The sequence below is a fragment of the Cupriavidus sp. UBA2010 genome (assembly GCF_002335265.1).
GTDB lineage: Bacteria > Pseudomonadota > Gammaproteobacteria > Burkholderiales > Burkholderiaceae > Cupriavidus > Cupriavidus metallidurans.
The window spans coordinates 1-22,454 of sequence record NZ_DDCI01000027.1 but is presented as its reverse complement, the minus strand read 5'-3'; the positions used below and the strand labels follow the sequence as shown (position 1 = coordinate 22,454).

Here is a 22,454-nt window from a genome sequence, read left to right as displayed (position 1 = left end):
CTGAAAGTATGGCGATCCCGTGGCGAATTCTCGAAATCAGGCGCCAGCCCGCGCCGGATTTCGCGGCTTCTGGCATCATCGACCTTGTTGGCGACTTGCCACTTTCAGATTTTTCTCCTCCGCTGCAATGACTGCCCCGCAACACCACGCGTCTGGCGCGTCCGCTTCCCTCGACTTCGATTCTTCCGCCCCGCTCGCCGATCAGGCCGCGCTGGCCAGTCTGGCACGCGAATTCCACGCGGGTGGCTATATCGTGCTGCGCAAGTTCGCGAGCGAAGCCACTTGCGCGGCGCTGGAGGCGGTGACGCGAGAGCAACTGGCTGCCGCGGTGCCGCCGGTCGAGTTCGAGGCCGATCTGGGTTATCCGGGGGCGCCGGCCACGCGAGAAGCGGCAGGCGGGCATACGGTGCGACGCTTGCGTCAGGCCTATGGTCGCGACGAGGTGTTCCGCCGCTGGGCGAGCGATCCGGCTGTGGTGGCCACCGTCGAGGCACTGCTCGGCGAGCCGGCCCGCCTCACGCTGGCCCATCACAACTGCGTGATGACCAAGCATCCGCACTACGGCAGCCAGACCGGCTGGCATCGCGATACCCGCTACTGGTCGTTCGTCAAAAGCGACCTGATCACGGTGTGGCTGGCCCTGGGCGATGAAGATGAGCGCAATGGCGTGCTGCGCGTCATTCCGGGCTCGCACCGCGCGAAGCTCGACCCCGCGCAGCTGGATCCGGCGGAGTTCCTGGTCGAGGCGCATCCTGCCAGCCAGCAGTTGCTCAAGGGCACCATGCCGCTGGCGCTGCATCGTGGCGACGTATTGATGTTCGACAGCCGGCTGTTCCATGCCGCGGGTCGCAATGATTCCGAGGCGGTCAAGCTGTCGGTGGCGTTCGCGTATTTCGGAGCGAGCAATCGGCCGGTTGCCGGCACGCGGTCGGCGGAGTTTGGCAGTGTGGAGTTGCCGCCCACGACGCTCTGATGTGCTCCGATGCGCTCTGAGGCGCTTCATCCACATCGCGGCCGATTCGCCGGCAAATAAAAACCGCCCCTCGGGGCGGTTTTTATTTGGGTGCGCGGTGCGCTCAGACGGTCTTGCGGTGGGCGTTCGTGCCGCGGAACAGCGCCAGCACGTCAGCGAATCGGAACGGCAGCAACGGCGTGGTGTGCCGAACGGCGTCACGGCGTGCGAAGTGGCTCAAGAGCTGCTCGCCCACCGGACGGTCGAAATACGAAGCATCCGGGTATTGCATGATGGTCATTCCCAATTGTGGTTAACATCAGACTACAGTATACACAAAATTGGTGCAGTGCGCCATTTCGTGGTGCGCACCATGGTATTGCTTGCCACGATGGGAATGCCGGACAGCCCGGCACCGGTGCGAGATGCACCGGACCGGTCCACGGATTGGGTAACTCGGAAAGAAGCGGAAGAGGCCGAAGAAGCCGAAAAAGCTGAAAAAGCGGGAGGGGGAGAGCGTCAGGCCGCCTTGTTGGCATCCGCGGATGCGGATGCTGCCGTCGGGTCGGGATTCATGGCCTCGACGGCCTTGGCCGCGCTGTAGACGTGTCGCGTGGCCAGCAGCGATGCCAGGTCGGCGTCGCCGGCAATCACGGCCTGAAGGATTTGCGCGTGTTCGTCCCAGTTGGTGCGCGCGCGGGTCAGGTTGGCCGGTGCGAACAGCAGTGCCGTGCGTTCGCGCAGCGACCGCATCATTTCCTGGAGCACACTGTTTGCGGCAATGGTGCCCAGTACCTCGTGGAAGCGCGAATTCAACTCGACAAAGCGCTCCGTCTGACCGCCGTCGACAGCGTTATTGCCTTCCTTCAACACCTTTTCGAGTTCCTGGATCAATGCCGGGTCGCGGCGCTGGGCGGCCAGCTTGGCATTGAGGCCTTCCAGCGTGGCGCGCACTTCCACCATCTCGCGGGCGATATTGGGTGACAGCCGCGCCACCGAGGCGCCACGGCGTGGCTCGATGTGCACCAGACCTTCGGCCGCCAGCGCGCGCAGTGCCTCGCGCACCGGAATGCGCGACACCCCCAGCTCCAGCGACAGCGTGTTTTCCACCAGCCGCTCGCCGGGCTCGTACTGGCCGCCCAGAATGCGCTGGCGCAGCGTATCGGTGACAAGCGCGAAAAGCGGGGAATGCTGGGCACCAAGGCTGGCAGCCGGGGCATCCGGAATCTGGCTGTAGGCACTGGCAGTGGCGTCGTTCATGGTCGGGATCGGCCGTCGGAATTCGGTGGACGCCGCTGCGCTGGGCCACGGCGTGAATGCCGCTATTGTATACCGTCACCCCCTTAATGCAGACATAGGGTAGACATTGAGATGCGCGTTCTCGTGCCGGTGTCAGCCCGGCGCGTGCTGGAACGTGAATCCGTCGGAATAGATGAATGGCGCCTGCGCGCCCAGCACCATGAATGTCTGTTTGGCGTCGTGGATCATGTTCGGAGAGCCGCACAGATAGATCGCGTGTTCGGACAAGTCGCCGATATCGGCCGCCACCGCGTCGTGCACATAGCCACGCCGACCCTGCCACGCATCGTCCGCGCGTGACAGCACCGGCACGTACTGGAAATCGTAGAGCCGCTCGCCCCACCGGGCAATCTCGTCATGGAGATAGAGATCCGCTGCCGAGCGCATCCCCCAGTAGAGCCACACGGGCGGACAGTCCGGATCATCCATCAGCGCTTCGAGCATGCTCTTGATCGGCGCGAGCCCGGTGCCGGTGGCCACCATCAGCAGCGGCCGGTAGTCTTCCTTGCGCAGGCTGAAGCTGCCGTGCGGGACTTCGACGTCGAGCTTGTCGCCCGGCCGCAGTTGCGGAAGCTGCCCCGTGGTGAAGCGTCCGCCCGCGATCTGCCGCACGTGGAAGTCCACCGTGTTTCCGTTCGGGGCCGATGCCATCGAGAAGCTGCGATGGCTGCCGTCCTCGAGCAGGATCTTCATGTACTGGCCCGGTTCGAACACGAACACCTCGTCGTCGGACAACGCGAGCCGCAGATGCAGCACATCGGGTCCGAGCGAGGTGATGGCCTGCACCGTCGCGGTGGTACGCCGCGCCGGAATCGCGGGTTCCGCAGCGCGCGCGGTGCTGATGACGAGGTCGCCGGCGGGCCGGGCCTGGCAGGCCAGCGCGAAGCCGGCCGCGTCTTCTTCCTCGGTCAGTCCCATCGGGAATTCTTCATAGGTCACGGCACCGTCGACCACGCGCACGCGACACGTGCCACAGCCGCCGAAGGTGCATTCGTGCGCCAGGCTGACACCGCAGCGCAGGGCGGCATCGAGCACGGACTCGCCGGGCGCCACCATGAAAACCTGCTGCGTTTCCGCAATCTCGACCCGATAGGACATGATGACTCCTTCCCTGGTTACTTCTTGATATCGGCCTGGGCCAGCACGGTCAGGTCTTCCGCCGCCAGCAGGTCGCGCAATGCTTCGAGCGCGGCCACGCCGCACGCGGTGTCTTGCTCGCCGTTGCCGCCGGACAGGCCCACGCCGCCGATCACCTCGCCATTGACCACGATCGGGTAGCCGCCCACGAACACGGCAAACTTGCCGTCGAAGCTCCACTGGATGCCGAAGGCCTCATTGCCGGGCAGCGCGGGGCCGTTGGGCGGCGTGTTGAACAGGTGGGTCGAACGCTTGTGGCCGGCGGCCGTGAAGGCCTTGTTCCAGGCGATCTGCGGTCCGGTGATGCGGGCGCCGTCCATGCGTTCGAGCAGCAGCGGGTAGCCGCCGTCGTCGACGATGCAGATGGATTCCAGCACGCCGATTTCCTCGGCCTTGCGAATGGCCGCGGCCACCATGTGGCGGGCTTCCTTCAACTCGAGCTTGATGGCTTTCTTCATGTTCGTAATCCTTCAGGTGCCTTCTCAGATGCCTTGGTAGACGGTCTTGATCTGCGTATAGAACTCGAGGCCAGCGCGTCCCGATTCGCGGAACGTCGAGGTGCTCGAGCGCTTGAGACCGCCAAATGGCGCGTTGACCAGGTTGCCCGTGGTGGTGCGGTTGATCTTGACCGTGCCTGATTCGATATCGCGCGTGAAGTCGTGCATGTAGCGCGGATTGCGCGTGGCGATGGCGGCGGACAGACCGTACTCGGTGTCGTTCGCCTGGGCGATGGCGTCCGCGTAACTCTCGACTTCGATGATCGCCAGCACCGGCCCGAAGATTTCCTCGCGGGCAATGCGCATCGACTGGGTCACGTCGGTGAACACGGTCGGCGCAACGTAGTAGCCGTGCGAGAAATCGCCGTCGGACAGCTGCTCACCGCCGCACAGCAAGGTCGCTTCCTGCTTGCCGATGGCGATGTAGCTCAGCACCGTTTCCAGTTGCTTGCGCGTGGCCAGCGGGCCGAGGTCCATCCCGGCCGTCATGCCGCTGCCAATCTTCAGCGCCTTGACCTTGGCCACCAGCTTCTCGGTGAATGCCTGTTTTACCTCGCGCATCACCAGGATGCGGCTGGTGCCCGTGCACGCCTGGCCCGACAGCGACAGGCCGCCCTTGACTGCCAGGTCCACCGCGCGATCGAGATCGGCGTCTTCCATGACGATCAGCGGATTCTTGCCGCCGAGTTCCATCTGCGTGCGCGTGGTCATCGGCACGGACTTGTGAATCTGCTCGCCGGCGGAGGTCGATCCGGTGAACGAGACCGCGCGGACCTCGCGCGATTCCACGATGGTCGGGCCCACTTCGGCGGCGCTGCCGGTCAGGAAGTTCAGCACGCCTTTCGGAATGCCGGCGCGGACGAATGCTTCGGCCAGCCGGTAGCCGGACAGCGGCGCGTCGGACGAGGGTTTGAACACCACGGTGTTGCCCGTGATCAGCGCGGGTGCGATCTTGCGCGCCGGGATCGACACGGGGAAGTTCCAGGGCGCGATCACCGTCACCACACCCAGCGGCTCGCGCAGGCTGTAGACGAGCATGTCGGGATCATCGTTCGGATAGCTTTCGCCGCTGAACGTCTGACCCTCCACGGCGTAGAAGCGCAGGGTCTGCGCAGAGCGCATGACCTCGTCGCGCGCCAGGTTCAGCGCCTTGCCTTCCTCGCGGGTCAGTTCGGCGGCGATGGTGTCGGCGTTGGCTTCCAGATGCGCGGCCGCATCGTTGAGGATCTTCGCGCGCTTGCCGATCGGGGTCTTTTTCCATCCGTCGAACGCGGCTGCGGCAGCGGCCACAGCGGCGGCGGCGTCGCGCGCGTCGGACGCGGCGTGGCGGCTGACGATGTCGCGTGTGTCGGCGGGGTTGACGTTATCGACGGTACGGCCGCTGGCGCTGTCGCACCATTCGCCATCGATGTAGTTGCGGTACGTCTCGGTCATCTTGCGGGGGCCTTGAACTGGGATCGGGACACCGGACGCGGCTCGCGCGCGTCCGGGGCGTACTGCTTGCGCAACTCAGGCTGCGGCTTGTGCCTTGGTGTCGACGTAGTCGTAATAGAGCGCCGTCGTGTACAGCAGGCGCATCTGGGCGCCGATTTCGCAGATCTTCAGGCAGCGTTGCTGCAGCTCGGGCGTGTTGGCGTGCTCCAGCACGATCTGGTAGCCGCGCTCACCGTGGATCTCGTCGGACACGATGTGGAGGTCGAAGAACTCGACTTCCTCGTCGGTGAAGCCATACTTCTCGCGCAGCGTCGGCGTTTGCTTGCGATAGATCGACGGCACTTGCGATTCCAGGCCCACCACCAGGCCAGCCACGGCCACCACCGGGTCTTCGCGCATGGCCACGGCGTAGCACCAGCTTTGCAGGCCGCGCGTGGTCGGCGACATGTTGTCCGGGCTCACCACACGTTCGCGCGTGGTGCCGCAGGCTTCGGCAAAGCGGATCAGCAGATCGGTATGGCGGTCGCCGCCGATCTCTTCCTCGTACATATTGGCCAGCAGGAAGTCCTTGGCCTCGGTCATGTGGTCGGGCGTGCGAGCGTAGATGTAGCCCAGGTAATCCGCAAACGGGCCGACGTAGTGATAGTGGTTCTCTGCCCAGCGCGCCAGATGCTCGCGGCTCAGTTCGCCGCTGGCCCAGGCCTTGCTGAAGGGGGCCTGGTTAGCGCTCTTGCCCTTGATCGCGTTTTCGAGCGCGGTGCGGAATTCTTCACGGTTCATCAGTTCGGCCATGTTGGGGCTCCTGTTTTGACGAGGTCGGTTGGGGTTGGTCACCACGGCTCGCTGAGCGGTGTCGCGGCGTTTTCGGGTTTGTATACTTCCTACACTTTCGTTGGGCCGACAAAAATGCCGCGCGCGGCGGCAGGTTCATCGGAATAGGTTCAGGCAGCCGCGGCTTGGGCGGCGGTGATGCGTTGATAGGCAATACCGGCCAGCGCGACATCCTCAAGTCCCACGCCGACCGACTTGTAGATCAGGATGTCGTCGGCATGCTTGCGCGTGGGCGCGGTGTCTAGCAGTACATCGGCCAGTTCCACGATCTTCTCGTCCGGCAGCACCGCCTTGTCGGCGAGCACCAGGTCGCCGGCCTCCCGCAACGACTGCGGGCGCCATTCGACCACCACTGCGGACGCGCGTGACAGCGCCACATCGTCCAGCTCGCGTGTGTGCGGCAGGCTCGAGCCGATCGCCGCGATGAACGTGCCCGGCTTGACGATGGCGCCAGGGAACAGTGGCGTGGTCGAGCGCGAGGCCGTGACGATGATGTCTGCCGCTGCGGCCGCTTCCTCGGCCTGCGCGAATGACACGGAAACGCCGCATTGGGCAGACAGGCGCGTGGCGGCCTCCGCATCGGCATACGGATCACAGATCAGGATGCGCTGGAGCGGCAGTGCGGCCGACAGTTGCAATGCGTGCTGCACGCCCTGTGTGCCCGCGCCGAACAGCGCCAGGGTTTGCGCATCGGGGCGCGCCAACCGCTTTGCGGCCAGCACGGTGCAGGCCGCAGTGCGCAGCCGCGTGATGGCGCCAGCGTCGAACGAAGCCAGCGGGCGTCCGTCAACCGTCGAAAACAGCAGGATGACAAACGAGAACTGACCGGCGATCGTCGTGTAAACCTTGGCGCCGGCTACCTGCTGATCCGGGATTACCGCGCCAAGCGTCGAAAGTTTCACACCGCCGGCCTCGGTGCGGATGCGTTCCTGCATGGCGGCCTGCCCGCGGCCAAAGCTGCGGAAGGCGTCGAGCATCGCGGCCTGCGCATCGGCGGCCGTGACGTGGCGATCGATCAGGGTGTCGGTGATATGGAGCATAGGGGCGTCTTGTTTGTATTTCGGTATACAGTCTACACAATGCCTCAAAAAGTGCTAGCCCCTTTTCACGAAATTCGTCGGCGCCGAACTGGTGCCAAATGCGCATATTCCGTGCGCCAGAGCGGAAAATCGCCCCTCTTTTGGGGATTTCCCTAGGCGTGGTAATTTCTGCTTGTGTCAGAGGATATGCGGAATATAGTATACAACTCGTAGTGAAAACAGAAATTCATATCCGCCCCCACAAGGGCCTCCATAACAGGGGAGCCTCATGCATCAAACCGTAGAGATCGGCCTGGCACACTGGGTGTATTTGCTAGGCGTGGCCGTGATCGTGCTGACCATGATCATGCGTGCCAACGTCGTGGTGCCGTCGATCATCGGCACGTTCCTCGTGATACTGGCCATCACTGGCAGTCCGGTCACGGCACTGGGCGGCATCTTCTCCGCGAGCCTGGTCGCGGCGAAGGAACTGTTCAATATCTTCCTGGTGATTGCCTTCATGACGGCGCTGCTCAACGCGCTGAAGTCATTGCGATCCGATGTCCGGATGGTCGAGCCGTTCCGCGTGGTGATGAAGAACGGTCACAGCGCCTATTTCATCCTGGCGGGCATCACCTACGTGATCTCGCTGTTCTTCTGGCCGACGCCGGCTGTGCCGCTGGTTTCCGCCATCTTGCTGCCGGCCGCGATTGCCGCCGGGCTGCCGCCGTTGGCGGGGGCCATGGCCATTGCCATTGCCGGTCAGGGCATGGCGTTGTCGTCGGACTATGTGATCGGCGTGGCACCTGGCATCAGCGCCAAGGCGGCTGGCGCGGCGGTCAGCGCGGCGGTGGTGGCGGATCGCGCGCTGATCCTGTCGATCATCACGGGTGGCATCGCGCTCACGCTGGCCTATCTGTCGATGCGCCGTCATATCGTTCCCGCCAGCGGCGCGTTGCTCGACCGCTGGCAGGCGCGTGCCACCGGTGTGGACACCGCAGTGGAAGCCACCGGTACCTTCGACAAGGCCGAGATCGCACGTGGCACCTCGCACGAGGAGCCGCTGGACACCGACGCCAATATCGAACGCAGCCTGGCGATGGTGGCCCAGCGCCGCGTGAAGTGGTCGAAGTTCTTCGCCGTGCTGACGCCGCTGGCCTTTGCCTGCGTTGTGACGCTGATGGTGCTGCCGAAGATCTCCTCGGGCATGGTCGATCTCAAGGGCGGTGCGGCCGCTGCGCTGGTGGGTGGCGTGGCTGCAGTGCTGATGATGCTGGCGACGCTGGCCGCCGAAGGCCCGCGCAAGATGCTCGACACGTGCCCGGAGCACATCACCGATGGCTTCGTCTTCGCGTTCAAGGCAATGGGCTCGGTGCTGCCGATCGCGGGCTTCTTCTTCGTTGGCGCGGGCGAGACCGCCGCGCAGATTCTCGGCGTCGACACGGGCCGCGCGCCGAGCCTGCTGTTCGAACTGATCCAGGCCTACCAGCACATGATTCCCGACAACCACGTGCTGGTGGCGTTCGGAGTGCTTCTGGTCGGCATGATCACCGGCATCGACGGATCGGGTTTTGCCGGACTGCCGCTGACCGGCACGCTGGCCGGCGCGCTTGGTCCCGTGGTCGGCTTCGACTCGGCCACGCTGGCGGCCGTCGGCCAGATGGGCGCGGTCTGGACCGGTGGCGGCACGCTGATCGCCTGGTCGTCCCTGATTGCCGTGGCCGGATTTGCGCGTGTGCCGGTACTGGATGCCGTGCGGGCGCTGCTGCTGCCAGTGCTGGCCGGCCTGTTCGTCTCCACCATCTGCGCGATGCTGATCTGGCACTGAGCGCGTGGCGGACATCCCAATTGCCCATTCATTGATTGCGGAAAGCAGAGCTATGCCGAAAGTTGTCTTTCACAAGAACGGCCAGGTCTTCGTTGACGAGGTCAAGCCAGAAACCAACCTCGTGGTGCGCGCGGGCATCAAGCAGTTTCCATATCCGAACCTGCGCTACGAATGCGGCATGGGCAAGTGCTCGAAATGCGCGTGCCGCGTGCTGTCCGGCGCGGAGCATCTGCCGCCGCCGAACTGGAAAGAGAAGAAGCAGCTCGGCGACCGGCTCGATCAGGGCTTCAGGCTGACCTGCCAGATCTGGCTCACGCACGACATCGAGCTTGAGCAGGAAGAACTGGCTGCCTGAAGGATGACATGAGCGAGCAATGACCGAGGGAACCAGCGGATGAACCAAGCCATGTACGTGATCCTGACCAGCAAACCGGGCCAGTTCCGCACCGAGGCCGTGCCCGGCGTGGACCCGGTGGAGACGTGGGAGTACCTGTTCTACGGGCGCTGCACCGCCACGTTCGTGATTGCCGAGCTATCCGATACCCAACACCCGTTGAAGGTGCGTGTCATCGACGAGGCGGACAAATCCGCCGAGGTCGTCAATCACGTGCCGACGAAATTCCTCGAGCGCTTCGACACGCTCGACGCTGCCCGCACCGCGCTGCAATCGCTGGCGCATTTCGGCAGCATGGACCTCTCCCTAAGGAAGCAATGATGCAGGCCCAGACTGACATCGGCGACATCGACGCCGGCGCCGCCGTGCCCGATACCGATACCCCGCCCAAGCCCCGGACGATCGAAATCACGTTCGTGACCAACGGCGAAAAGACCGTCAACGCGCCGGAGAACAGCAATCTGCTGCGCGTGTCCCTGCGCGAGCAAGGCGGCATTCCGTTCAAGTGCGGAGGGGGGATCTGCGGCACCTGCAAGTGCCGCATCGAACGCGGGCTGGAACACACCGACGCGGTCAAGCCGAAAGAGCGCAAGCATCTCAGCGACGACGATCTGCGCGCTGGCTATCGCATGGCTTGCCAGACGTTCGTGAAGGGGGATATCGCGGTTTCCTGGTAACCGCGGGGGGGCGGGCGCCCTGGCCCTCAGGTACGCAGCCCCACCATCGCCGAAATCTTGCCCGCCGCTTCCAGCAGCGGCGGCAGGAAGCGCTCCACCATCTCCTGCGCGCTCGTGCGATTGGCCTGGCCGCTGATGTTGATCGCGGCGATGACCTGACCGCCGCGATTCCGGATCGGGGCGGACAGCGAAACCAGCCCTTCCTCCAACTCCTGGTCGTTCTGCGCCCAGCCGCGCTCGCGAATCTCGCCAATCAGCGTCTTCAGTTCGCCGATATCGGTCACGGTGCGGCGCGTGCGTGGCCGCAGGTCCGACGCGTGCAGCACGCGATCGAGTTCTTCCTGATCCAGTCCCGACAGCAGCACGCGTCCCATCGACGAACAGTAGGCCGGCAGGCGGCTGCCGATCGACAGGTTGATCGTCATGATCTTGCGTGCGGGCACGCGCAGCACATAGACGATTTCCGTCCCGTCCAGCACCGAGATCGAGCAGCTTTCATGGACCGATTGCGACAGCGCTTCCATGATCGGCTCGGCCAGATTCCAGAACGGCATCGACGTCAGATAGGCGAAGCCGAGATCGAGAATCTTTGGCGTAAGCCGGAACAGCCGGCCGTCATTCTGCACGTAGCCGAGCCCCACCAGCGTGAGCAGGATGCGTCGCGCGCCGGCGCGCGTCAGGCCGCTGGCCTGGGCGATCTCGGTCAGCGTTTGCGCGGGGTGGCTGGCATTGAAGGCGCGAATCACCGACAGGCCGCGTGCGAAGGACTGCACGTAGCTGTCGCTTGGCTTTTCGGTGGCGCCGGCTACGGGCGCGCGGGACGTTGCGGTATCGGCTGGGTTCGCCATCGATCGGAACATCGGCGTCGATGCGCCGGAATTGGCTCGGAAAGGCCGAAAGGGTAGAGGAAATGCGCCGGCTTTGCCAGTCTGATGCATTTGCGGCCGGTACCGGGGTGCCCGGGCACGCTGACGAGACATATCTGTCTATCGCATAATGTGCGTCCGCACAATGGTGGACAGATAGTCGGGACAACAAGGGTCAGCAAAGGAAACAGGGTCCGGTGAACGAAACAATTCAGTGGAACGATTGGGAGGCATTCTGCTGCGTGATCGAGCAGGGCACATTCACGGCGGCAGCCGCGGCACTCGATTGCCCGAAGTCGCGCGTCTCGGCGGCAGTGGCCCGACTGGAAACGGCCATCGGCGCCAAGCTGCTGGAGCGCACCACGCGCCGCATGCGGCTGACCGACGCTGGCGGCGCGGTCTATCGCGACGTCGCGCCGCTGTTCGCGCGACTGCGCGAGATCCGGCAGGAGACCCTGGCCCGCGAGGAGCGTGTGCAGGGGATGCTGCGCATCGCCACGCCTTATGAGTTCGGCGCCCAGCAACTCGGCGGTGTGATCTGTCGGACACTGGCGGCGCACCCCGCGCTCGACATCACGGTGGAGATCTCCCAGGGCTTGGTTGATCCGATCCGCGAAGGCTTCGACATCGCCTTCGTCACGGTGGATACCGACCTGCCGGATTCCGGCACCATCGCCCGACGCATCTGGCATATAGAAAGGGGCCTAGTGGCGGCACCGTCGCTGGCGGCTAGCCTGCCGGCGCAGATGCAGCCGGAAGATCTGTCACACATGCCGACGTTGGCCACACCCGGTGTCTCGGTATGGGAGTTCTCGCGGGATGGGGAACGTATCTCCGTGCCGATTCGTCCGCGAATGCAGACCTATAACGCAGAACTGCGTATGCAGGCCGCGCTGGCTGGAATCGGGATCGCGCGTGTGCCGATGGCAGCCGCGGAGGCGGAGATTGCGCAGGGCAGGCTGGTGCGGATGATGCCCGACTGGCCGTTGCCACCGCTGAGGGTCTTTGCGTTACTGCCCGACCGTCGCTTGCAGCCGCGCAAGGTGCGCGCATTCATGGAAGCGATTGAATCGATGATGGGGGCCGATCTCGATGATCTCGGGCAGTAACTTGCGCTGTGTACTGCTGACGGGGCAGGGGGAGCGCCCCGTCTGACTTGCCTGGATCAGGCAGGCGAGGCTCAGGCGCCTTCGCTGTAGACGTCGCGCTTTTCGGTCACGCCACGCGCGCCTTCGGTGTAGACATCACGCTTCTCGGTCACGCCGCGCGCGCCTTCCGTGTACACGTCACGCTTTTCGGTGACGCCACGGGCGCCATCCAGGTACGGGTCGACCTTGCGGGCGATGCTTCCGTCCAGGCGGGCCAGATCCGAATTGAACTCCGATGCTTGGGCGGCGGTGGCGCCGACAGACAGGCCGATGGCGCAAAGCAGGGAGAGTGCGAGGGTCTTCATGGTTGTGCTTTCCTACTATTTTTGGCAGTGATCGCGGTGGGTTCCGCGGTGCCTGTAATGTAGGCTTCAGCAGGCACAGGAAAAAGGGAGAATCCTCGACAGACTGTCCAACGATTTGGACAATAAGGGTTTTCCCTATGGTTCCTGTCTGTGGTAGCGTGGCGCCCCGGGCACTTGTCCTATCGGGTGCGCCATCGCTTTAGAAATGGCGTTCAGGCCACTCCACGGCTGACGTTGGCGATCACCATTAGCAGGATCTGGGCGATCACGAACAGGATCAGCGGAGAGATGTCAAAGCCACCCAGGCGCGGCACCACGCGCTGGATCGGGCGCAGCAGCGGGGCGGTCAAGTGCCAGATTGGCGCCGCCAGCGGCGAGTTGGGATTCACCCACGACAGCACCGCCATCAGCAGCGTCACCCACATCACCATGCTGATGCCCCACTTGAGCATGCTGAGCACGCCCAGCGCCAGGATCACCGGCAGGAATCCGAGCGGATCGGCGCCGAGCACCAGCGCGCGGCAGAGCAGGAACGCCACGGCGGTCAGATAGGCCGCGAAGACGGTGGCCCAGTCGATGCCACCCAGGCCAGGAATGATGCGGCGCAGGGGGCGGACGATCCAGTCCGTCACCTGGAACACGCCCTGGGACACAGGATTGCGCGAAGGCAGCCGGGACAGTTGCATCCACAGGCGCAGCAGCAATGCCATGCCAAAGAGCGTGAAAACAGTATCGAGCAGGAACAGGATGATTTCCGTGAACATCGGGCGGATTTCCGTTTTGCGGTTATAGGGTGTCGGCAACCGCACAGATTCTGCCATACCGCGCCGGGACCCAAAGCGTCGAAGTACGGGCGGGATTGCCGGGCAATGCGCGCCAGCGCACGGCGGCGCCTGCGGGCGCACCTCCTATAATGGGCGGCCGGTCCACCAACGTTCTCGCTGATCCGACATCCATGCCACGCAAGTCTGCCCAAGCCAGGGCCTCCGAAGAAGCCGCCGTGCTGCACAAGCAGGACTTCGAAGCACTCTCCGATTTTCGTTACCAGTTGCGCCGCTTCCTGCGTTTCTCGGAGGAGGCCGCGCGCGCCGAAGGCGTGACCGTCCAGCAGTATCTGCTGATGCTGCATATCCGCGGATGCCCGGACAAGAACTGGGCTTCGGTGGGCGAACTGGCCGAGCGCCTGCAGGCCAAGCAGCATGGCGTGGTGGCGCTGGTCAACCGGTGCGAGGCCGCCGGACTGGTCAGCCGCAAGATCAATCCCGACGATCGCCGCGTGGTGCAGATTCATCTGCTGGCCAAGGGCGAGCGTTGCCTGAACCGCCTGGCGGCACTGCATCGCACGGAACTGGAATCGCTGCGCAACACGTTCCGCGTGGCGCGTATCACGGCGTTCAACGACGACGGCGCCGAGCGCATCTGATCGACCTCCCGCATGGAGGCGATGAGGTGATGACGCGATGATGCGGTTACAGGCGGTTACCCATCACAATCTCCGGTGACACCTGCGGCCGGACGACGGCACTAGACTCCCGCGCAATACCAATACGCGCATCGACGCAGGAGCCTTCATCATGTCTTTCCCGTTCCGTCCGGTTGTGTTGGCCGCGCTCGCCGCGAGCGCCCTGGCTGGCTGCGCCGCGCCATATGGCGGCTATGGCGATGGCTACGGGTCGGGCTATGGCGGCTCCTACGGCTCTTCCGGCTCGTCCGGCTCCTACGGCAGCACCGCATACGGTGGCGCCTCGTATGGCAACGCTGGCTATGGTGGCAGCGGTACGCAGGTCAGCGGTGGCTACCCCGCCTATCCGCAGCAGCAGGGCTACCCTCAACAGCAGGGATATCCTCAGCAGCAAGGCTATCCCCAGCAGCAGACCTACCCGCAACAGCAGACCTATGACCAGTACGCTTACCCGTCGCAGCCTTCCGCGCCGCAGGGTGGGAACTACGACGGCAGCTATAACAACGGCTACAACGACCAGTACGCCGTGCGTTATGGATGGGTGGAGTCGATCGAGCAACTGGCCGGTCAGCCGGCCGACACGAGCGGCGCCGGTGCCGTGATCGGCGGTGTCGTGGGTGGTCTGCTGGGTCACCAGGTGGGCGGCGGCCGCGGGAATACCGTCGCAACGATCGGTGGCGCGGTGGCCGGCGCGCTGGCCGGCAATGAAGTGGAGAAGCGCTCCGGCACCACGCCGGCGGCTTTCCGCGTGCGCGTGCGCACTAACGACAACGTCTACGTGACCGTGACGCAGAACAGCCCGTACAACCTGCGCACGGGCGATCGCGTCAAGATTCAGAACGGCGTGGCGATGCCGTATTGAGCGCGCGGCGTCCGCTGCGGCAGTTGAAACCGTCGAAGACGTACTGCGCAGCGGAACGGCGGCTACATTGAAGCGTCAGGACAGCGCGTTGGTCAGGAACGTCAGCGCGCGGCCATGCGCGAGCGCCGCCGAACGCTGGTGGTACGAACCACGCGCCCAGCAGTTGAAACCGTGGTCGGCCTGGTCATAGACGAAGACCTCGACACCGCGCTTGCCCGCCACAGCCTGACGCACACGTTCGACGTCCTCGGGCTTGATGTGGGCGTCGAGCGCGCCATAGTGGAACTGCACCGGGACGTTGAGCGCTTCTGCTTCCTTGAGGTTGTTCTGGATACCGCCGCCGTAGTACGGCACCGCCGCATCGACCATGCCGCGCGCGGCCGCCATGTACGACAGCAGCCCGCCAAAGCAGTAACCCACTGCCGCCACCTTGCCGCCGGCGCCGATTTCCGCGCGCAGCGCCTTGGCCGTCGCACCGATGTCGGATACGGCTTCCTCCAGGTTCACGGCCTGGCGCAGCTTCATGGCCTCTTCCCAGTCCTTGCCCGAGTAGCCAAGTTCCACGCGCGGCGCCGTGCGCCAGAACACGTCCGGCGCCAGCACCACGTAGCCGTCGGCGGCGTACTGGTCCGCTACGGAGCGGATGTGCTCGTTGACGCCGAAGATCTCCTGGATCAGCACGATGCCCGGGTTGCCCGGCTGCTTGCCTGCTGGCGGCAGGCTCAGGTAGGCGTCGAAGCTGCCATCGGGGGTATCGATACGAATCCAGCGGCTATTGGTGGTCATGGTCGGAAACTCCGGGGTGAAGTGTTCAGAGGGTGGGGAACCAGGGCGCAAGTTTGCCACCGGTAAGGCAATCGTGCAGCGGACCACGCGATACATGGGTGCGGGTCCGCGCAAAAAAACCGGCATCCGGGGGACGGATGCCGGCATTGGCCGGGCGACAGCCGGGCCTCATATGTGCCCGTGTGGCTTACCAGCGCATCTGGACGTTCTTCTCGCCCGGACTCAACGTGGCGTGCTTCGACATGCCTTCATAGGTCGCCACCACCTGATAGGACGCACGCGGCCCGCGGATCAGGCAGCGCGGCCCGGTGGACCGGAACTCGGCCACTTCCTTGCCGTTCTTCATCAGCTTGACGTTCACGTCGGACAGGTACTCGCCCCGTCCGCCTTGTGTGAACAGCAGACCCATGTCGTAGTTGCGGGCCTCGCTGCGCATTTCGGCCTGCTCGTCCGCGGCAACCCCGCCGCAGACATAGGTGATCGGCCCTGACGTCGAACTCGTGATGTCCGCACGCGCCGCCATGGCGGCACCCAGTGACATCACAGCGACGCCAACCGCGCACAAGTTGCGCGCGCGCTGGCGCATGGCAATCTGTTCTGTTCTCATCGCTTCCTCCTGCCAGGTAAAGCGGATGCGATGACGATGATGGAGACACGTGTTGAACTTTCGCACTCCGGGGCCGAGCTGGTGGCCCGTCGCGCATCCGAGGTTACTCGTCTCAAGTACATACCCGTACGCACGCCGGGAATGTCAGTGTTTGGCTGATCCTGATGCCGGACAGACCAGACGGGATTTGGGGAGAGTGCAGGCGCGTGCCTATCATGAAGGGATATGACGCGTGCCGCGCATGAAGCCGCGCAGCATGTGCCGGGTCACAGTCACACTCACCCATGCACAACAGGAGACGGATCATGTCCAACCACACCTACAAGCTGGTCGAGATCGTCGGGTCGTCGGCGGACGGCAGCGATGCCGCCATTCGCAATGCGCTGGCAAAGGCCTCGGAGTCCATCAAGAACATCGACTGGTTCGAGGTCGTGGAAACGCGTGGCCATGTGCAGGATGGCAAAGTCGCGCACTTTCAGGTGACGCTCAAGATCGGGTTCCGCGTGAACTGAACGGGGCCGGCGGCATGGCGCAGGCCCCCGTTCCGTCGCGCCGGCCACCCGTCAGTCGAACTGGTAGGACCAGAGCAGGTTGAAGCGCGGCGAGCGATGGCTCGCGTTGGTCGGCTTGTCGCCCACGGGCTGCGCCACCGAAATATCCATCGTGTAGTAGCGACGGTCGGAGAACCGCAGGCCGACGGCGACCGATTGCAGCGTCCGGTGCGACAGCGACACGCTGTTGGAGAACACGCGCGCGTAGTCGGTGACGATGAACGGCTGCAGCGTCTTCAGGTAGGTGTAGTCCACCGCGAACATCCGGTTGATCTCGGCGGAGGCCCCCCAGCCCTTGTCTCCAGCCACTTCGCCGGCGGGATAGCCCAGGCCGAAGAAGCGGCCGCCGAAGCTGATCTGCTCGCTCGATGCCAGCCGGTTGCCGCTGTACTGGCCTGCCGCGGAAACCGATGTGCCAAATCCGTAGGGCAGGTCGTTGGCCTGCGACACGAGCAACCGGGTGCGGAAGAAGCTCAGGTCGTTGATGTTGTTCTGACGGCTTGCCCCGAGCCCGTCAAAGCCCTTGTAGAAGCCCAGCGTGGCGTTGCGCGTGAAACCCTGGCCGCGCTGCAGGTACGACGCCTCCGCGCTGGCCACGCGCACATCGGTCGACAACTCGATCTGCCGGCCCGCGCCGGGCTGCACCGCCTGCGTGTAGCGCTCGAACTGGTTGTTCGCGTAGAAGCCGCCGGTCAGCGTGAGCGCATGGCGGTTGTTGAGGATCACGGGGTAGCTCAGCGTGCCGCCGAGACGCTTGGAGTCGTTGACATAGCGCGATTCGAAACCGATGGGCGCCAGTGACGTGTTCTCGGGCACGCCGCGATAGTGCGACGCCGTCACCTTGGCCAGCATGCCCTCGGTGCCGATCGGCTGGGCGTAGTTGAGCGCGTAGTACTCCTCGTCGTTGTGGCCCTTCGGGAAAAGCGTCGTGAACGAGAGCTGCTCGCCGAGCGGCGTGAGGCTGTTGGTGGTGGCCGTGGCGATGGCGCGCAGGCCCGGCGACATCCACTCCACACCGGTGCCGAACGTGAACGGCTTGCGCTTGGCCTCGAGCACCATCTCGCACGCGCCATCGGTGGTGGAGGGTGGCTGCACTGTGGCGTTGATCTGCATGCCCGGCTGCTGCGACAGCACGTTGACGTAGTGCTCGAAGCTCTCCTGCCGTAGCGGGCGCTCGCGCATCAGTTGCTGCGCGATCTTGCGCAGGCGGCCCTCGGCCGGGCCAGCCTTGCCGCGGACCGTGACGTTGGCCACGTAGCCTTCCACCACGGTGATCAGCACGTCGCCGTTCTCGAACGACTGCGCGGGCACAAACGCGAACGACAGCGGATATCCCGCGTCCTTGTACATCTGGGTGACAGATTCCGCGGCCTGCAGCAGTTCGGCCACGCTGATCTCGCGGTTGGCCAGCGGCGAGAACTTGGCGGCGATCTGCTCGAACGGCAGCGTTTTCGCGCCTTCGATCTTGAAATGCTTCGGCGTCAGGCGCGAGGCGAGCAGATTCTGCATGGCTGCATCGGGGCGTTCCACCTGCACGGTGACATTGCTCTGCGCAGGCTTGCTCGGCGCGATGGTCGGGAGAGTCTGGGTCGGATCGCCCTGGACCGGGCTCCGTTCGGCATGAGACAGGCCGCTATGAATGGCGCCGATGCCAATCAGCAATGCGGCAACACGCTTGCGTGTACGCATGGTAATACCCCTTGATCAAGACAGCTTTGCGGCTATGACGCCGCGTGCCACGGACGGTAGGGATGCCGCTCTCCCTGCCGCCCATCTGTGGCCGCGACGCTTTTGCTTCAGTTGATTTGGTTGATTCGCTTGATTCGGTTGCTGCTCAGGTCAGTGCCTGGTGCCACCCAGCGCGCCGGTCAGGCCGCTGACCAGTCCGCCGACGAGGCCCGTGACGGGTGCCAGCGGATTGGCGGGCTTGGTGCCGCCCGTCGTCGTGCCACTGGTGCTGGCGGGCGCGTTGCCACCAGTGAGGCCGGCAACGATGCCGGTGACCGGGGCCAGCGGACTGGCCGTGGTGCCGGCGCTATTGCCGCCGGTCAGTCCACCGGTGATGCCGCTGACAAGGCCTGTCACCGGCGCCAGCGGGCTGCTGCTGCCGCCTGCCGCGCCAGACAGTCCGCCGGTCACGCCGCTGACGAGACCGGTAACGGGCGCGAGGGGGCTGGCGCCACCGCCGGCTGCGCTGGTCAGTCCGCCGGTCAGGCTGCTGACGAGACCCGTCACAGGTGCCAGCGGGCCGGCGCTGCCCCCCGTCGCGCCGCTCAGGCCGCCGGTGAGGCCGCTGACGAGCCCGGTTACGGGCGCCAGTGGATTGGTGACGCTGCCGCCCGCAGGTCCATTCACGACGCCGCCGACCGAAGCCACCGTATTGCCCACGCCGGTAACCACGCCACCCACGCCCGAGACGACAGGCGTATTGGTGTTGGTCAGTGTGGTGCCCGCTACAGCCAGTGCGCCGCCCACCGTCGCCAGCAGGTTGCTGACCGGTTGGCCCAGACCCGTCGCCGCGCCCAGCGTCTGCGTGCCGTTGGTCAGCGTCGACGTGAGCGGCACAATGATCTTGCTGACGCCGCCGGTCAGTTGCTCGACGGGACCGGTCGACAGCACCGTGCCGAGTTGCGTGCCAACGTTGCTGACGGTGCCACCCACCTGCGACACCACGCCGCCGAGCGGTGTGGTCAGCGCGGCCAGCGGCGCGAGCGGTCCGGTGCCAAGGCCGCTGACCGCGCTGCCCGCATTCGTCACCGCATTGCCGAGCTGGCTCACCACGCCACCGGTGCTGGCCACGGTCGTGCCCACGGGGTTGGTGGCGTTGGGGATGTTGCCGAGGCCGGACTGCACGCCGTTGGCAAGCGTGCTGACGGCATTGCCAACCGATGTCACCACGCCACCCAGACCAGTCTGGGTCTGCGACGGCAGGCCCGGCACGTTCGCGTTGCTGATGGCGTCGCCGAGACCGCTGACCGTCTTGCCGGCGCCGTCTGCGACCGAGCCCGCGTTGCTGACGATCGTGCTGGTCGGCGTCAGCGCGGCGGTGGTGCCACCGCCGCCGTTGTTGTTGTTGTTGCCACCACCGTTGTTGCTGCCGTTTCCACCTGCGCCGTTGCTGCCCAGGTCCGTGCCGGCACCACCGGTGCTGCCAGACCCACCGGCCCCGCCATTGGTGCCGCTGCTGCCAGTACCGGCCGACGTGCCTGCGGTACCACCCGTTCCGCCCGAGCCGCTGGTCCCCATCGAAGTGGAACCGCTGCCACTGGCGCAGCCGCCCAGCGCGAACAGTGCCCCCAGTACTGCCGTGATGACGATCCGCTTCTTGAAATCTTGTTGTTGGCGCATGACCTGTTCCCCTTTTGTCTTTTCTCTTACCCGTCGAAGTTCACGTGCACGCTCGTCGGTCGAGCGTCGAGATGTGTGGCGTGCCGTGGCTGCGGATGTATGCGCAAGCGGTGTGCCAATCGAGGACCACGAGTGGACCGGAGCCCAACGCAAGTAGGGGTGCTGCCCGCAAACGCACGTCTGACAAGGGTTTGCGGGCAGCCGATCAAACGCCCGCATCAAGCGGACGGTGGTTGTGGCAAGTGGGCGAGGCGTTACGCGTTACGTAACGCGCGGCGCTTTCGTAACGCGCCGATGGCGTGGTCCGCCGTGTCGCCTGACCTGGAAATCGTGCACGTCGTTGCGCCGGAAAGCCGCGCCGCATAACGGGTTCAGGGCAGCGTGCCGTGGTTTTCCAGCGTTCGTATCGAACATGCGATTGACCCTGGCACACGGCTTGCGCAACAGGCCACGGCAAAGCGCGCGAGTTGCGATCGCACACGTCCACCAGAGGAGATCAAAACATGAAGACCACGAGCCAATTGCAGCGTCCCCGTTATTCCACGAATGTCGTGGCACTGGCTTGCGCTGCCGCGCTCGCCCTGCTGGCCGGCTGTTCGTCCGGCGGTTCGGGCAGCGGCGCAAGCCCTTCGCCATCCACGCCGGCCGGACCGACCCCGACGCCGACCCCCACGCCCACCGCCGCGACGACGCCGACTGCAAAGGTGGTGGAAGGCGCTGGCAATACGGTGACGGCGGCAGGCAACGCGGTGAGCCAGATCGGCCAGCAGATCAAGGACACGAACGTTCCGCTGGTACCCACCGGCGCAAAGAACGCCACCGGCGATGTGGTGATAAATGCCGGGGCAACCGTTGCCACGCTCGGTGCCGGCGTTGCCAATGGGCTCGGACAGATGGGTGCCGTCGACAACCCGGTTGGTGTCACTGTGGCCAACACTGGCAACGTCGTGACGCAGACTGGCAAGACGGTGGTCAGCGCGGGCGACCTGGTGCAAGCCGTGGGCACCGGCCAGCTTGCCCCACTCGCACCAGTGACCACGCCTGTCGGCGGCGTGGTGCAGAGCGTGGGCAGCGCCGTGATGGGCGCCGGCAATCAGCTCGGCACGGCCTTGTCGACGGGCGCCGTGGCGGAACTGACGGGTAGCACAAGCAAGGTCATCGTGCCGCTGACCACGCAACTCACCAACGCCACGCAGACCGTCGGTGGCGCAACCGGTCTGGGCGCGCCGGTCAACAACCTGCTGGTAACGGTGGGCAACACGGTGGCCAGTGCCGGCAGCATGATCACCAACACCAATACGCCGATCGTCTCTCCGCTGGGTGGCGTGGTGACCGAGACCGGCAAGACTGTCGCGGTGGCGGGCGGTCTGCTGCAAGGAACGGGTAGTGGTGCGGGCACCAATCCGCTGGGCAGTCTGCTCAGCAGCCTGCCGATCAACAGCTTGCCGGTTGCCAATGTGGCCAGTGCGACTGGCTCCGCGAGCGCCAATCCGGTCAGCGGCCTGCTGGGTAGCCTTCCGGTCAGCAACCTGCCCGTTGTAGGCAGCGTGGCGGGTGCAGTGGGTGGAGCAGGTGGTGCGGCGGGCGCGAATCCACTGGCTCCCGTGACGGGCCTGGTCAGCGGCCTGACCGGCGGATTGACCGGCGGATTGACTGGTGCGACGGGTGGCGCGGCGTCCCGCGGCAGCAGCCAGAATCCGCTCGCTCCGGTCACGAACCTGCTCGGCGGCCTGACACAACGCTGATCGCGCAACGAATCGGGAAAGTCCTCTAATCCGGCGAATTGGGTTCAGGACTTTCCCTGACAACTGGTCGACATCTTTACGGTGCGCTGTCGTCTTTACCCCGCGCGGCGCATCCTTTTATTGCGCGCTGTGCCGCGTCCCGCATGTTGGCGTGCAGGATGCGGCACGGCGGTGCCGGCTTTATTGCCCTTCATTCAACAATTGGCAGTTCCTCATCCCTAAGTATGAAAATCGGGCAAAGTTGTTTCAAACGTATGTCCCACTCTATGCTGATTCATACCTAGCCCAAACGGGGGGTATGGATGAGACATTCCATGTCTTATAAAGGCTGTACCAGCGATCGGAATATAGAAATGCCACGGAGAAATCATCGATGGCATCACGTCAGGACCGGGGTATCGCTGGGTTCCGTGTACGGAAAATTTTCTCATCGGGAGTGAGAACATGCGTCAAGTAAAAGCGTCCCTCTTTCGCAAAGCGCAACGCGGAGCGACTGCCATTGAGTACGGCCTGATCGCGGGTCTGATCGCCGTAGCCATCGTCGCCGGGGTTACCAACCTCGGTCAAAATCTCGGCACCGGTTTCTCGAATCTTGCTACCAAGGTAACAACGTGGTTCGCCGCGGTTTGAGCTTGCCCCCGCAAAACGAATCCCTTGCTGAGGTTAAACTGAAGCAAGGAGAGATGTGATGAAAAGAAAGACAAAA

Annotated in this window: 25 protein-coding genes; 11 read left to right on the top strand and 14 right to left on the bottom strand. The window is 64.7% G+C overall.

Annotated elements, in window-relative coordinates; translation table 11 throughout:
• Positions 1-127 precede the first annotated feature (127 nt).
• A complete protein-coding gene (locus tag B2246_RS21555) occupies positions 128-973 on the top strand; it encodes a phytanoyl-CoA dioxygenase family protein (protein ID WP_008646903.1) in 846 nt (281 codons plus the stop codon).
• 103 nt (positions 974-1,076) lie between these two features.
• On the opposite strand, the gene B2246_RS21550 is transcribed toward B2246_RS21555, so the two are convergent.
• The 7 genes from B2246_RS21550 to B2246_RS21520 all read right to left on the bottom strand — a co-directional run bounded on the left by B2246_RS21550 (position 1,077) and on the right by B2246_RS21520 (position 7,190).
• A complete protein-coding gene (locus B2246_RS21550; protein ID WP_155714380.1) occupies positions 1,077-1,253 on the bottom strand; it encodes a hypothetical protein in 177 nt (58 codons plus the stop codon).
• A gap of 218 nt (positions 1,254-1,471) precedes the next feature.
• On the bottom strand, positions 1,472-2,212 hold the full coding sequence (locus tag B2246_RS21545; RefSeq protein ID WP_286880704.1) for a GntR family transcriptional regulator: 741 nt from the start codon (positions 2,210-2,212) through the stop codon (positions 1,472-1,474).
• A gap of 132 nt (positions 2,213-2,344) precedes the next feature.
• On the bottom strand, positions 2,345-3,349 hold the full coding sequence (locus B2246_RS21540) for a 2Fe-2S iron-sulfur cluster-binding protein (RefSeq protein ID WP_035880643.1): 1,005 nt from the start codon (positions 3,347-3,349) through the stop codon (positions 2,345-2,347).
• A gap of 17 nt (positions 3,350-3,366) precedes the next feature.
• Positions 3,367-3,846 (bottom strand): GlcG/HbpS family heme-binding protein, encoded by a 480-nt coding sequence (locus tag B2246_RS21535; protein ID WP_008646896.1) that lies wholly within the window; start codon positions 3,844-3,846, stop codon positions 3,367-3,369.
• A gap of 24 nt (positions 3,847-3,870) precedes the next feature.
• Positions 3,871-5,319 (bottom strand): aldehyde dehydrogenase family protein, encoded by a 1,449-nt coding sequence (locus B2246_RS21530; protein ID WP_008646889.1) that lies wholly within the window; start codon positions 5,317-5,319, stop codon positions 3,871-3,873.
• A 75-nt stretch (positions 5,320-5,394) separates the two neighbouring features.
• Positions 5,395-6,111: a TenA family transcriptional regulator gene (locus B2246_RS21525; RefSeq protein WP_008646888.1), complete on the bottom strand. Its 717-nt coding sequence runs from the start codon at positions 6,109-6,111 to the stop codon at positions 5,395-5,397.
• A gap of 149 nt (positions 6,112-6,260) precedes the next feature.
• Complete coding sequence (locus tag B2246_RS21520) at positions 6,261-7,190, bottom strand: ornithine cyclodeaminase family protein (RefSeq protein ID WP_008646887.1); 930 nt, start codon at positions 7,188-7,190, stop codon at positions 6,261-6,263.
• Between the two features lie 268 nt (positions 7,191-7,458).
• On the opposite strand from B2246_RS21520, the gene B2246_RS21515 reads away from it, so the two are divergent.
• The 4 genes from B2246_RS21515 (at position 7,459) to B2246_RS21500 (ending at position 10,068) form a co-directional block, all read left to right on the top strand.
• Positions 7,459-8,997, top strand: coding sequence for a hypothetical protein (locus B2246_RS21515; protein ID WP_008646886.1), 1,539 nt, complete (start codon positions 7,459-7,461; stop codon positions 8,995-8,997).
• A gap of 52 nt (positions 8,998-9,049) precedes the next feature.
• The gene (locus B2246_RS21510) at positions 9,050-9,352 is read left to right on the top strand and encodes a 2Fe-2S iron-sulfur cluster-binding protein (RefSeq protein ID WP_008646885.1); all 303 of its coding nucleotides are present in this window, start codon (positions 9,050-9,052) and stop codon (positions 9,350-9,352) included.
• A 39-nt stretch (positions 9,353-9,391) separates the two neighbouring features.
• Positions 9,392-9,712 carry a hypothetical protein gene (locus tag B2246_RS21505; RefSeq protein WP_008646877.1) on the top strand — a complete coding sequence of 107 codons (321 nt, stop codon included), beginning with the start codon at positions 9,392-9,394 and terminating at the stop codon, positions 9,710-9,712.
• Positions 9,713-9,792: 80 nt separating this feature from the next.
• A complete protein-coding gene (locus B2246_RS21500) occupies positions 9,793-10,068 on the top strand; it encodes a 2Fe-2S iron-sulfur cluster-binding protein (RefSeq protein ID WP_029310185.1) in 276 nt (91 codons plus the stop codon).
• Positions 10,069-10,094: 26 nt separating this feature from the next.
• Here B2246_RS21500 and B2246_RS21495 read toward each other — a convergent pair whose 3' ends face one another.
• Entirely contained in the window at positions 10,095-10,916 is an 822-nt protein-coding gene (locus B2246_RS21495; protein ID WP_024569351.1) for an IclR family transcriptional regulator, read from the bottom strand.
• Between the two features lie 215 nt (positions 10,917-11,131).
• Between B2246_RS21495 and B2246_RS21490 the strand changes: the two genes are divergently transcribed.
• Positions 11,132-12,043 (top strand): LysR family transcriptional regulator, encoded by a 912-nt coding sequence (locus B2246_RS21490; protein WP_035880655.1) that lies wholly within the window; start codon positions 11,132-11,134, stop codon positions 12,041-12,043.
• A gap of 71 nt (positions 12,044-12,114) precedes the next feature.
• Here the strand turns inward: B2246_RS21490 and B2246_RS21485 are convergent, their stop codons facing one another.
• Positions 12,115-12,387 (bottom strand): hypothetical protein, encoded by a 273-nt coding sequence (locus B2246_RS21485; protein ID WP_008646871.1) that lies wholly within the window; start codon positions 12,385-12,387, stop codon positions 12,115-12,117.
• Positions 12,388-12,599: 212 nt separating this feature from the next.
• Entirely contained in the window at positions 12,600-13,151 is a 552-nt protein-coding gene (locus tag B2246_RS21480; protein ID WP_008646869.1) for a YggT family protein, read from the bottom strand.
• 191 nt (positions 13,152-13,342) lie between these two features.
• Here B2246_RS21480 and B2246_RS21475 point away from each other — a divergent pair, with 191 nt between their 5' ends.
• Together B2246_RS21475 and B2246_RS21470 are read left to right on the top strand one after the other, a co-directional pair.
• Positions 13,343-13,810 (top strand): MarR family winged helix-turn-helix transcriptional regulator, encoded by a 468-nt coding sequence (locus B2246_RS21475; protein WP_035880659.1) that lies wholly within the window; start codon positions 13,343-13,345, stop codon positions 13,808-13,810.
• 151 nt (positions 13,811-13,961) lie between these two features.
• A complete protein-coding gene (locus B2246_RS21470; RefSeq protein ID WP_286880720.1) occupies positions 13,962-14,711 on the top strand; it encodes a glycine zipper 2TM domain-containing protein in 750 nt (249 codons plus the stop codon).
• Positions 14,712-14,786: 75 nt separating this feature from the next.
• Here the strand turns inward: B2246_RS21470 and B2246_RS21465 are convergent, their stop codons facing one another.
• Positions 14,787-15,497: a dienelactone hydrolase family protein gene (locus tag B2246_RS21465; RefSeq protein ID WP_008646864.1), complete on the bottom strand. Its 711-nt coding sequence runs from the start codon at positions 15,495-15,497 to the stop codon at positions 14,787-14,789.
• 187 nt (positions 15,498-15,684) lie between these two features.
• A complete protein-coding gene (locus B2246_RS21460; protein ID WP_011518173.1) occupies positions 15,685-16,104 on the bottom strand; it encodes a hypothetical protein in 420 nt (139 codons plus the stop codon).
• Positions 16,105-16,409: 305 nt separating this feature from the next.
• Here B2246_RS21460 and B2246_RS21455 point away from each other — a divergent pair, with 305 nt between their 5' ends.
• Entirely contained in the window at positions 16,410-16,616 is a 207-nt protein-coding gene (locus B2246_RS21455; protein ID WP_008646861.1) for a dodecin, read from the top strand.
• A gap of 51 nt (positions 16,617-16,667) precedes the next feature.
• On the opposite strand, the gene B2246_RS21450 is transcribed toward B2246_RS21455, so the two are convergent.
• Both B2246_RS21450 and B2246_RS21445 read right to left on the bottom strand, forming a co-directional pair.
• On the bottom strand, positions 16,668-18,344 hold the full coding sequence (locus tag B2246_RS21450; protein WP_286880723.1) for a ShlB/FhaC/HecB family hemolysin secretion/activation protein: 1,677 nt from the start codon (positions 18,342-18,344) through the stop codon (positions 16,668-16,670).
• Between the two features lie 150 nt (positions 18,345-18,494).
• Positions 18,495-20,003, bottom strand: coding sequence for a collagen-like triple helix repeat-containing protein (locus B2246_RS21445; RefSeq protein WP_286880725.1), 1,509 nt, complete (start codon positions 20,001-20,003; stop codon positions 18,495-18,497).
• Positions 20,004-20,506: 503 nt separating this feature from the next.
• Between B2246_RS21445 and B2246_RS21440 the strand changes: the two genes are divergently transcribed.
• Together B2246_RS21440 and B2246_RS21435 are read left to right on the top strand one after the other, a co-directional pair.
• Entirely contained in the window at positions 20,507-21,748 is a 1,242-nt protein-coding gene (locus tag B2246_RS21440) for a collagen-like triple helix repeat-containing protein (protein ID WP_286880727.1), read from the top strand.
• Between the two features lie 444 nt (positions 21,749-22,192).
• A complete protein-coding gene (locus B2246_RS21435; protein ID WP_286880728.1) occupies positions 22,193-22,378 on the top strand; it encodes a Flp family type IVb pilin in 186 nt (61 codons plus the stop codon).
• The last annotated feature ends 76 nt before the right edge of the window (positions 22,379-22,454 follow it).

What these genes read in the sequence shown, in the direction of transcription:
- B2246_RS21535 (WP_008646896.1), bottom strand. Translation starts at nt 3,846, where the DNA reads ATGAAGAAAGCCATCAAGCTCGAGTTGAAGGAAGCCCGCCACATGGTG.
- B2246_RS21505 (WP_008646877.1), top strand. Translation starts at nt 9,392, where the DNA reads ATGAACCAAGCCATGTACGTGATCCTGACCAGCAAACCGGGCCAGTTC.
- B2246_RS21555 (WP_008646903.1), top strand. Translation starts at nt 128, where the DNA reads ATGACTGCCCCGCAACACCACGCGTCTGGCGCGTCCGCTTCCCTCGAC.
- B2246_RS21520 (WP_008646887.1), bottom strand. Translation starts at nt 7,190, where the DNA reads ATGCTCCATATCACCGACACCCTGATCGATCGCCACGTCACGGCCGCC.
- B2246_RS21545 (WP_286880704.1), bottom strand. Translation starts at nt 2,212, where the DNA reads ATGAACGACGCCACTGCCAGTGCCTACAGCCAGATTCCGGATGCCCCG.
- B2246_RS21455 (WP_008646861.1), top strand. Translation starts at nt 16,410, where the DNA reads ATGTCCAACCACACCTACAAGCTGGTCGAGATCGTCGGGTCGTCGGCG.
- B2246_RS21480 (WP_008646869.1), bottom strand. Translation starts at nt 13,151, where the DNA reads ATGTTCACGGAAATCATCCTGTTCCTGCTCGATACTGTTTTCACGCTC.
- B2246_RS21485 (WP_008646871.1), bottom strand. Translation starts at nt 12,387, where the DNA reads ATGAAGACCCTCGCACTCTCCCTGCTTTGCGCCATCGGCCTGTCTGTC.
- B2246_RS21435 (WP_286880728.1), top strand. Translation starts at nt 22,193, where the DNA reads ATGCGTCAAGTAAAAGCGTCCCTCTTTCGCAAAGCGCAACGCGGAGCG.
- B2246_RS21525 (WP_008646888.1), bottom strand. Translation starts at nt 6,111, where the DNA reads ATGGCCGAACTGATGAACCGTGAAGAATTCCGCACCGCGCTCGAAAAC.
- B2246_RS21440 (WP_286880727.1), top strand. Translation starts at nt 20,507, where the DNA reads ATGAAGACCACGAGCCAATTGCAGCGTCCCCGTTATTCCACGAATGTC.
- B2246_RS21465 (WP_008646864.1), bottom strand. Translation starts at nt 15,497, where the DNA reads ATGACCACCAATAGCCGCTGGATTCGTATCGATACCCCCGATGGCAGC.
- B2246_RS21550 (WP_155714380.1), bottom strand. Translation starts at nt 1,253, where the DNA reads ATGACCATCATGCAATACCCGGATGCTTCGTATTTCGACCGTCCGGTG.
- B2246_RS21460 (WP_011518173.1), bottom strand. Translation starts at nt 16,104, where the DNA reads ATGAGAACAGAACAGATTGCCATGCGCCAGCGCGCGCGCAACTTGTGC.
- B2246_RS21445 (WP_286880725.1), bottom strand. Translation starts at nt 20,003, where the DNA reads ATGCGCCAACAACAAGATTTCAAGAAGCGGATCGTCATCACGGCAGTA.
- B2246_RS21540 (WP_035880643.1), bottom strand. Translation starts at nt 3,349, where the DNA reads ATGTCCTATCGGGTCGAGATTGCGGAAACGCAGCAGGTTTTCATGGTG.
- B2246_RS21510 (WP_008646885.1), top strand. Translation starts at nt 9,050, where the DNA reads ATGCCGAAAGTTGTCTTTCACAAGAACGGCCAGGTCTTCGTTGACGAG.
- B2246_RS21530 (WP_008646889.1), bottom strand. Translation starts at nt 5,319, where the DNA reads ATGACCGAGACGTACCGCAACTACATCGATGGCGAATGGTGCGACAGC.
- B2246_RS21470 (WP_286880720.1), top strand. Translation starts at nt 13,962, where the DNA reads ATGTCTTTCCCGTTCCGTCCGGTTGTGTTGGCCGCGCTCGCCGCGAGC.
- B2246_RS21450 (WP_286880723.1), bottom strand. Translation starts at nt 18,344, where the DNA reads ATGCGTACACGCAAGCGTGTTGCCGCATTGCTGATTGGCATCGGCGCC.
- B2246_RS21475 (WP_035880659.1), top strand. Translation starts at nt 13,343, where the DNA reads ATGCCACGCAAGTCTGCCCAAGCCAGGGCCTCCGAAGAAGCCGCCGTG.
- B2246_RS21515 (WP_008646886.1), top strand. Translation starts at nt 7,459, where the DNA reads ATGCATCAAACCGTAGAGATCGGCCTGGCACACTGGGTGTATTTGCTA.
- B2246_RS21495 (WP_024569351.1), bottom strand. Translation starts at nt 10,916, where the DNA reads ATGGCGAACCCAGCCGATACCGCAACGTCCCGCGCGCCCGTAGCCGGC.